Below are 7,191 nucleotides of genomic sequence, written 5' to 3' on the forward strand. Positions count from 1 at the left end.
TGTCCTGTCTCACTGAACCCTGCGAAGTCCGGGCATAGGTTGCGAGGGATCTTGCGAGGTCCCGCGTTACCTTGCGAGTGGACCTGGCGTTAGGCCACCCGTGGAAGCTGGCTTACGCGTGCTGGCCGGCGGTGCACAGGGGCCGCCCGCCGATGGATTCGAGGTCGGGTACGTCGAGCAAGATGGATCGGAACTACGCCGACCGCTGGCCGATGTGTGGTCAGTACGGTTCGAGGACGTCGCGCCGGTACGCGCGTTCAAGTCGTACAAAGGGCAGCGGCACCTGCCAGGGCTGTGGTGGTCGTCGACGACGGACGGGCACATCGGGTACGAGTCCTGGCTGGAACGTGATCACGTGATGCTGATGGACTTTGACCCGTCCGTGGTGGCGGTGTCGTCACAGCCGTTTTGGCTGTTCTGGATGTCGGGGAACAGCAAGGGTCTCTCGCACGTGCCAGACTTCTTCGCACGGCGGGACGACGGCTCCGCAGTGGTGTTCGACTGCCGCCCTGTGGAACGGCGCCGGCCTCGGGACTGGGAGAAATTCGAGGCGACGCGGGCGGCCTGCGATCAGGTGGGGTGGGAGTTCCGGCTGGTGGGGGCACCGGACGAGATCCTGGTGAGGAATGTGAGGTGGTTGGCTGGCTACCGACATCCGCGCCATCTGGTGGAGCCAATCGCATCCGAACTGCGGAAGGTGTTCGCCGCATCATGCCCATTGATGGACGGCGCCACGCTGACGGGAGATCCCATCGCCGTGCTGCCGGTGCTGTTCCATTTGTTGTGGCTTCACGAACTCTCGGTGGATGTCCAGGTTCCGCTGCACGCCGCGGCAATGGTGTCGCCAGGGACGGTGCAGTGATGGCGGGCGGGAGCGCTTCTGTGCTGCGCCCCGGTGACTGGGTCACCTACGCGGATGGCGACCACCAGGTGGTGGCCTTGGCTGGAACCTCGGTACGGCTGCGCTCTCAGGACGGGGTGGAGTCGGTGGTTCTGGCCTCCTACCTGATGGCCTCCCCCGGCTTCGCGGTCACAGGAACAGAACACCAGGCCGCTGTCGAACCGTTCGGCCTATTGGACAGCCTTCCGGAGTCTGTGCTGGCAGCCGCGCGGGAGTGGGAACGTCATGTCGTGGAGGTCGAAACCGGGTCGCCGCCGACGACCGATCCAGGGACCAGGCCACGGCCGGAGTACGACCCGGCGGAGCGGAGTCTGGCCGAGCGTGATGCGGCGAAGGCCCACGAGTTGGGGGTCAGTGTCCGTACCGTCCAGAGCAGGCGGGCTCGCTATGCGCGTCAAGGGCTTTGGGGGCTGGTCGATCAGCGCATGGTCCGCGAGTGGGAGACCACGGGCCAAGCGGATGCACGACTGATCGACGTGATCCGCCAGGTGATGGACGACGAGACTGCGGCCTCGACCGGAACCCGCTCGCGGCTGATCCGCCGAGTGATCAAAATGGTGGAGGAGGTGCACGGAACGGGGACGGTGCCGCTGCCCAGCAGGAGCACGTTCTATCGGCTTGTCGACGCGCTTTCCACCGGCCGGCACACCTTCGGCTCTGCCGTCACCCGCCGACAGATGGCCAACCGGCCTGACGGCCCGTTCACTCCGACGTTCGCGGACCGGCCCGGGGAACAGGTACAGATCGACTCCACCCCGGTAGACGTGATGGTGGTGCTCGGTTCCGGTCTGCCTGCGCGCGCTGATCTAACGATCGCTGTCGATGTCGCCACCCGCACAATCTGCGCGGCCGTGCTGCGGCCGATGGGCACGAAGGCGGTGGACGCCTCCCTGTTGCTGGCCCGGATGCTGGTGCCGGAACCGATGCGGCCGGGCTGGTCGAACTCACTTCGGATGGCGGCTTCTCGGATGCCACACCGGCGCTTGCTGGACGTGGATACGCGGATGGAACAGGCCGCCGCAAAACCGGTGATCGTGCCGGACACCGTCGTCATCGACGGCGGGAAGGTATTCATCTCGGAAACCTTCATCCGGGCCTGCAACCGACTCGGGGTCTCAGTCCAAAGAGCACGTCCGCGCACGCCTACGGACAAGGCCATCGTGGAGGCGACTTTCTCCGCGATCAACACCTTGTTCTGCCAGCACGTCGCCGCCTACACCGGCCCCAACGTCTCCCGCCGGGGCGAGCGGGTGGAAGCGCACGCAGCCTGGACAATTCCCGAACTCCAGGAGTTGCTGGACGAGTGGCTTCTCGTCGGGTGGCAGATGAGGCCGCACGACAGCCTCCGCGATCCTTACCGACCCAAGATGGCGATGTCGCCGAACGACAAGTACACGTCTCTGGTCGCAGCCAGCGGCTACCTGCCGCTGGTCTTGCGTGGTGAGGACTACCTGGAACTGCTGCCGGTTGCCTGGCGGGCGGTCAACGACTACGGAATCCGGATCGACCACCGCACCTACGACTGCGCGGACCTGGGACCGTGGCGGCGCCAGCAGTCCGGAATTACTGCGAAGCGTGGTCTCTGGGAAGTGCACTACGACCCCTACGACCTGTCCCAAGTATTCGTACGCACGCTTCACGGATGGATCACCGTCCCCTGGATCCAGCTACCGCTGATCAACGCTCCGTTCGCGGACTTCACCTGGCGCCACGCACGCCGCCTGGCCACCGATGCCGGATTGGACGACACCAACGAAGAAACAGTCGCCCGTCTGCTGGGCAAGCTGCTGAGCCGGGCCGAGCACGGCCCCGACAAACGCACAGTCCGCGTGCTCGACCGAACCCGAGCGGCGGTCGCCATCCCCTCACCTGCCGACGAGCCTGAGCCCAACACGCCCCCAACATTCCAGCCGCTCGCCCCGGTGGCACCGTTCGGTGTCTTCGACGCTCACGCAGAGGCCGAAAGGTGGCTCTGAGCATGACTGCCCCGCCAACGACTCCGGTCAAGGAAGAAGAACAGCAGGGGCCACCGCCGGACAGCCCTCTGACAACCAAGGAGGGCTGGCGACGATTCGTCGAACACGAACCGATTCCTCCCATCCTCTTGTCCGCCGATGAACGGGCATCGCAGAGCGAGCGGCAACGGATGCGTGCGGACGACCTGCGCCGCGAGTATCACGCCGACCTCCCACTGGTGAACACCCCGACGATCCGCAAGGTCGTCGCCACTTCCCGCCTGCTGGTGCAGCTCAACCGCCAGCAGATCTCGGCCCGCCGCGGCGTCATCCTCAGCGGCGCTTCGGGCACCGGAAAGACCACAGCTCTGTCGCAATTGGGGCGGGCCCATGAACTCGCCGTCCGCAAGCGTCATCCGCGCGACCGCAACCGGCTGCCGGTCCTCTACGCAACGGTCCCGCCAGCGGCCACCCCGCGAATGCTCGCGGTGGAGTTCGCCCGGTTCTTCGGCCTGTCATTCCCGGCACGGTCCAACATCACCGACGTCGTCGACGCGGTCTGCGCGACCGCCGCCCACGTTCACGTCGACCTCGTACTGATCGACGAACTACACAACCTCAATCTGGCTAGTCGAACCGGCGCCGAAGCCTCCGACCAACTCAAATACTTCGCCGAGCGGCTGCCTGCCACATTCATCTACGCGGGCATCGACGTCGAGGCTCAGGGACTGTTCGCCGGCACGCGCGGGCGCCAGATCGCCGGCCGCTTCACCGTCATCCCGGCCTCCCCCTTCTCCTACGCCACCAACGAGGACCGCGACACCTGGCAAGCGTTGGTCCAGACCCTGGAGTCCATGCTCCGACTGCACCACCACAAGCCGGGAACCCTCCCCAATCTGAGCAAGTACCTCTTCCACCGCACCGGCGGAATGATCGGCAGCCTCTCCCAGCTCATTCGCGGCGCTTCCGTCCTCGCCATTGAGGGCGGAAGTGAACGCATCACCGAAGACCTCCTGAACATCGTCCCGATCGACTACGCCGCCGAGCAGTCCGAGAAGCTCACGTCCCCGGCCAAGACCGCAAGCCGACGGAGGCGCGCGTCCTGATGGTCATCCGCCGCCTGCCTGACCCGGTCCCGCCCGTCCGCCACGAGATCACAGGCTCCTACGTCGCCCGGCTGGCACGGATCCACGGCATGGATTTCGGGGCGCTCTGGGATCAGATCTCGCAACCGATCAAGCCCCATAGCAGCGTCCGCCGACTCATCCCAGCACAGCTCGTGATGCTCACGGGGCGCTCTCTCCATCAGCTCGCTGGTGCCCTTCCCGAGCTTCGGACACCGGCACCCGATTGGCATGCCTTTCGGCATGAACCGCAACCCGCCTGCCACATCTGCACAGGACGCCATCCCGGTGGCCCCGTCCTTCAACTGCTGCCACATCACCGCTACGTCTGTGTCCCACACCAAATCTGGATTGGCCCACCGGACGTCGACCACCTCACCACGTCGCTTACGCAGCTACCTGAGGTCGTCCAAGCACAGCGACGCCACCTACGTCTGCTTCGACGAGTCGGCTGGGCCGTCACCTATGACGCCGTCCTCACGGCGATCCTCATCTGTGGACAGCTCTGGTCCCGTCCTCCTGAGAAATCCTCTGGCGCATGGCATGAATGGGTCCGACGTGCCAACATCCTCATTCCACCGGGAACATCAGAGGCATCTTTTTCAACGGCCAGGCTCTGCGCCGTCGTCTATCCCGAAGCTGTCTCCCTCGCAGCACGACTCGCTTCCCCGTACTGGCGCCTAAAAGCCCAGGGCTCTTGGGCTGACCGCACCCAGTTCGACATGGAAGTCGCTCAGATTCTGGCCCACCCCGCCTACCAGCGGGACCGCCTACACGATCCGATCAGCCATTGGGCCGACGTCAATTCCCGCCGCGCGCCGGTCGCCCCGATCCGTCTCTACGCGGACAGGAAGCCGACCCGTACCCCACACCTCTACCGACCATCGCTGCATGCAGCCACACATCGCGCTCGACAACGCCATGCCCGAGAGTTCGACCCGACCAACCGAGCGGGCGAAGCACTTGTCATGCACCGCCATGTCGCGTCTGTCTACCGGCGTGCTTGGAACCCCATTCAGGCGTGGACTTATCCAAATCGGCCTCCTCACCCGCACTATTTCGGGGCGTGATGGCATGAACCGGAGCGTCCGCGAGTCGTTCGCCACCTATCCTGCCAAGTGTGCTTGGACGGTAGAAAGGGGCCCTTATTAGCGGGCCGGAAACCTACCGCCAAAGAGAAGATCGAGATAGTAAAAGGCTGTGGCGGGGTCGTTGTTCTTATGAGCATCGAGCGCTTTACGGGCACGCACTGCTCCGGTGCTCAGCTTGGAGAGGGCGGCTGTCCCGTTTGCTGGCGTCGAGTAGGCACTGAACCTTCCGGCGGCGCCTCGGGGGTCATTCATTGCTGCGAGTTGGATCTTGTGGAGGTATTCCAACAATCCACAGACATCCCAGACGGCAACGAACGACGACAACGTGGCCACGTACTGCGCCGCCCGCATCTCCAAGTAGAAGGAGGAGACAGGTACGTTGTTGTAGTACTTCCATGCCTTAGCCAAGCGAGCCAGCTTCTTCGCGCCTCCAGCGACATGACCCAACTTGTTGACCTCGTTGACGTAACTCAGGTGTGTTGTGGGGGCGGTGTCCATCCATCCGCTCGCAGCACCCGGGATGTCGTACACGGGTGTCTGTTGGTCTCCACGGATCGTGATGAATCCAGGCAGCACTTCCCATGTCTCGGTTCCCTGCTTGAACTTGACCACGACAGTTGGTCTGCGCACCACCACTTCGGTGTACGGGAAACTCGATTGAAGAGCCGACTTCACCCAACCCAACGCCGTGTCAGAACTGGTGGGTCTAAGACCCTTGATGCTGACGAGTAGGTCCACGTCGCAGTAGTCACGCACCCCGGTTCCATGGCCGAAGGATGAGCCGATCTCGCGGAAGAGGTGGACACCGAGCGCTTGGCTCAGCGAAGTCTCAACACTGGCTCTGTGTTTCGCCGCAGCCTCGCGCTGCGAAGCGAGCGGAACCAGCCGCGTGAGGAAGGTGTCAAATCCTGCGTCTACGGAAAGTGCCATGGGTTCGCCTACTGTCCTGTCGCGGGTGTGCTCTCGTCCACTGCGTATGACTGGCCGCCGGCGTCAATGTTGGCTTTCGCCTTTCGATACGATCGCCGATTCGGCGGTTCGGCCGTCTTGTTCTGCTCATCTCGCCGGGCAGTCAGTTCGGCCAGAGCGTTGCGGGCCTCGTCGAGAGGCCAGGTAGGTAGATCGATCTCCCTCGCCTGACGGGCGGCGGTTTGGATCTCCAGGTACGCGTTCGCCGCTGCTGCAGCTTGGTTCATTCGATGGGACGCGTTCACAGTGGTCAGGATGGCCCCGAAGCCAGCTGACGCAAGAGCCATGACGCCAGCGGCTACACGGCCAGTTGACTCAACCAATGCAGTCGTGCCAGCCACTGCAGCAAGGATGCTGGCGGGCAAGCCCAGGCCAAGGTTGACACCCCGCCACTGCTTTGTCTGCTCGAACTGCATCTGGGCGCTGTACATGGCGCTCTCCTCGAGTCGCCTGAACTCAGCCTCGATCGCCCTTCTGCGCCTGGCGTCGCCGGTCTCACCATCCGTTTCCATGGGCACACGCTAGTCGGAGGGTCTGACAGTCGTAGCCGAACACTTGAGAGCGATGTTGAGAGGCCTGCCGTAGATGATCAATTCCAAGGGATGCCTGCGGAGGGTGTGGGGTGGGGCGGCGGCCGAAGCCACCGCAAGACGGTCAGGCGGCGGGATGCTGGCCCCGGTTGTCGAGGTGGCAGTGGGCGGTCAGGCGTCAGGGTCGACTTCGGGGTGCGTGAACCGCACGGGCTTGCCCAGCGACCGGGCGTAGGCGATTTCGGCTCGGGTGCTGTCTCCGATGTAGTCGCCGACTAGGAGCACCTCATCAGCGAGCCGGATCTTCGCCCGACGCAGATCGTCGAGTCGAACCTTCAGCGCCTCGACCTCGACAGGATCGGACCAAAGTTCGTTCGGCGACTTCATGTCATAGCCCGGTTTGGTCGCCTCATGCACCGCGTATCGAGTTGCCGTGAGCTCCCGGAGAACAACTCAATCTCGCCCGAGCGCCTAGCGCGAGAGCCGCCTCGCATCGGAGTCGACGGGCCGCCGATTATGCAACCTACGTCGAGACAGCCCAGCACTCGCCAGCCCCGCCCAAGATTGCGAAGCGCAGGTCAGCCGACTCACCTCTCGCAATCTTCAGTCGGACAGGACAGC

The 7,191-nt window shown here is 64.3% G+C and carries 5 protein-coding genes and 1 pseudogene; 3 read left to right on the top strand and 3 right to left on the bottom strand.

Annotated features, from left to right (window positions below; genetic code table 11):
- Nucleotides 1-121: 121 nt before the first annotated feature.
- Genes ACGF3I_RS35045 through ACGF3I_RS35055 form a run of 3 tightly spaced genes read left to right on the top strand, consistent with a single transcriptional unit; the run spans nucleotide 122 to nucleotide 3,962 of the window.
- Nucleotides 122-862 carry a TnsA-like heteromeric transposase endonuclease subunit gene (locus ACGF3I_RS35045; protein WP_393139358.1) on the top strand — a complete coding sequence of 247 codons (741 nt, stop codon included), beginning with the start codon at nucleotides 122-124 and terminating at the stop codon, nucleotides 860-862.
- Nucleotides 862-2,877, top strand: coding sequence for a Mu transposase C-terminal domain-containing protein (locus ACGF3I_RS35050; protein ID WP_393139352.1), 2,016 nt, complete (start codon nucleotides 862-864; stop codon nucleotides 2,875-2,877). Before ACGF3I_RS35045 ends, ACGF3I_RS35050 begins: the two co-directional genes overlap by 1 nt.
- Before the next feature lie 2 nt (nucleotides 2,878-2,879).
- A complete protein-coding gene (locus tag ACGF3I_RS35055) occupies nucleotides 2,880-3,962 on the top strand; it encodes a TniB family NTP-binding protein (protein ID WP_393139354.1) in 1,083 nt (360 codons plus the stop codon).
- Nucleotides 3,963-5,128: 1,166 nt separating this feature from the next.
- On the opposite strand, the gene ACGF3I_RS35060 is transcribed toward ACGF3I_RS35055, so the two are convergent.
- From ACGF3I_RS35060 to ACGF3I_RS35070, 3 genes and pseudogenes are all read right to left on the bottom strand, one after another.
- Nucleotides 5,129-6,001, bottom strand: a complete 873-nt coding sequence (locus ACGF3I_RS35060) for a nucleotidyltransferase (RefSeq protein ID WP_393139356.1) — start codon at nucleotides 5,999-6,001, stop codon at nucleotides 5,129-5,131.
- A gap of 8 nt (nucleotides 6,002-6,009) precedes the next feature.
- Nucleotides 6,010-6,552 (bottom strand): SLATT domain-containing protein, encoded by a 543-nt coding sequence (locus tag ACGF3I_RS35065; protein ID WP_364494489.1) that lies wholly within the window; start codon nucleotides 6,550-6,552, stop codon nucleotides 6,010-6,012.
- 189 nt (nucleotides 6,553-6,741) lie between these two features.
- Nucleotides 6,742-6,972: pseudogene (locus ACGF3I_RS35070) on the bottom strand (hypothetical protein); the annotation flags it as partial.
- Between the last annotated feature and the right edge of the window lie 219 nt (nucleotides 6,973-7,191).

Origin of the sequence: Streptomyces sp. NPDC048111 (assembly GCF_043202815.1) — a bacterium.
Lineage (GTDB): Bacteria > Actinomycetota > Actinomycetes > Streptomycetales > Streptomycetaceae > Streptomyces.

Coding starts and splice junctions, on each gene's coding strand:
- ACGF3I_RS35050 (WP_393139352.1), top strand. CDS start 862: ATGGCGGGCGGGAGCGCTTCTGTGCTGCGCCCCGGTGACTGGGTCACC.
- ACGF3I_RS35055 (WP_393139354.1), top strand. CDS start 2,880: ATGACTGCCCCGCCAACGACTCCGGTCAAGGAAGAAGAACAGCAGGGG.
- ACGF3I_RS35060 (WP_393139356.1), bottom strand. CDS start 6,001: ATGGCACTTTCCGTAGACGCAGGATTTGACACCTTCCTCACGCGGCTG.
- ACGF3I_RS35065 (WP_364494489.1), bottom strand. CDS start 6,552: ATGGAAACGGATGGTGAGACCGGCGACGCCAGGCGCAGAAGGGCGATC.